The organism is Mesorhizobium sp. M7A.F.Ca.AU.001.01.1.1 (genome assembly GCF_004022735.1).
Lineage (GTDB): Bacteria > Pseudomonadota > Alphaproteobacteria > Rhizobiales > Rhizobiaceae > Mesorhizobium > Mesorhizobium ciceri.
In genome coordinates, this window is the sequence record NZ_RZPF01001206.1 from 1 (window position 1) to 940 (window position 940).

At 66.6% G+C, this 940-nt stretch carries 1 protein-coding gene; it reads right to left on the reverse strand.

What is annotated here, in order from left to right; all coding sequences use genetic code 11:
• The coding region (locus EN884_RS37105) for a sugar ABC transporter ATP-binding protein (RefSeq protein WP_164895467.1) at positions 1-940 on the reverse strand (940 nt) is incomplete at both ends.

The window sequence follows — 940 nt, forward strand, 5'->3', positions numbered from 1 at the left end:
GAGGAGACGACGACCACCGCATGGCCCTCGGCGGCGAGTTCCTCGATCAGATGATAGATCTCCGCCTTGGCGCCGACATCGATGCCGCGCGTCGGCTCGTCGAACAAGAGGATGCGTGTTCCCGCCGCCAGCCAGCGGCCGATGATCGCCTTCTGCTGGTTGCCGCCGCTGAACAGGCGGATCGGCCGGTCGAGCAGGAATGGGCGCAGATTGACGCGGCTCATCTTCTCGGCCGCCACCTGTTTCAACCTGGCGTGATCGATGAGGCCGCGCGGCGCGAACACGGCCATCGAGGCCAGCGCCATATTGCTGGTGATCGAGCGCAGCGGCACGATGCCTTCGCGTTTGCGCTCCTCCGGCACCAGTCCGACGCCGGCGGCAATCGCGTCACGCGGGCTGAAGAACCGTGCCGCCTTGCCGTCGATTGCAATCGTCCCGGCCGTGGCGCGATCGGCGCCGGCCAAGAGCCGCAGCAGTTCAGTGCGGCCGGAACCGACCAGGCCGGCAATGCCCAGCACCTCGCCGCGATGCAGATCGAACGACACGTTGCGCACCTTCGTCGCCGAGGAGAGGCCACGCGCGCTCAGCATGACCTTGTTCGTGGCATGGGAATTATGCTGCTCCTGCGCCAGTTCGCGGCCGACCATCATCGCCACGACCGCTTTCTCCGACAGGTCGTTCAGATCGACGGAATCGACGACGACGCCATCGCGCATGATGGTGGCGCGCCGGCAGATGCCGAACACCTCGTCCAGCTTGTGCGAGACATAGACGACGGCGACGCCGTCGCGGGCGAGGCCGGTGATGACTTGCGCCAGCCGTTCGAATTCGCTCGGCGTCAGGCTCGATGTCGGCTCGTCCATGGCAACGATGCGGGCGCGATCGAGCAGCGCGCGGGCGATCTCGACAATCTGCCGCTGCGCCACCTTCAGGGTACCGA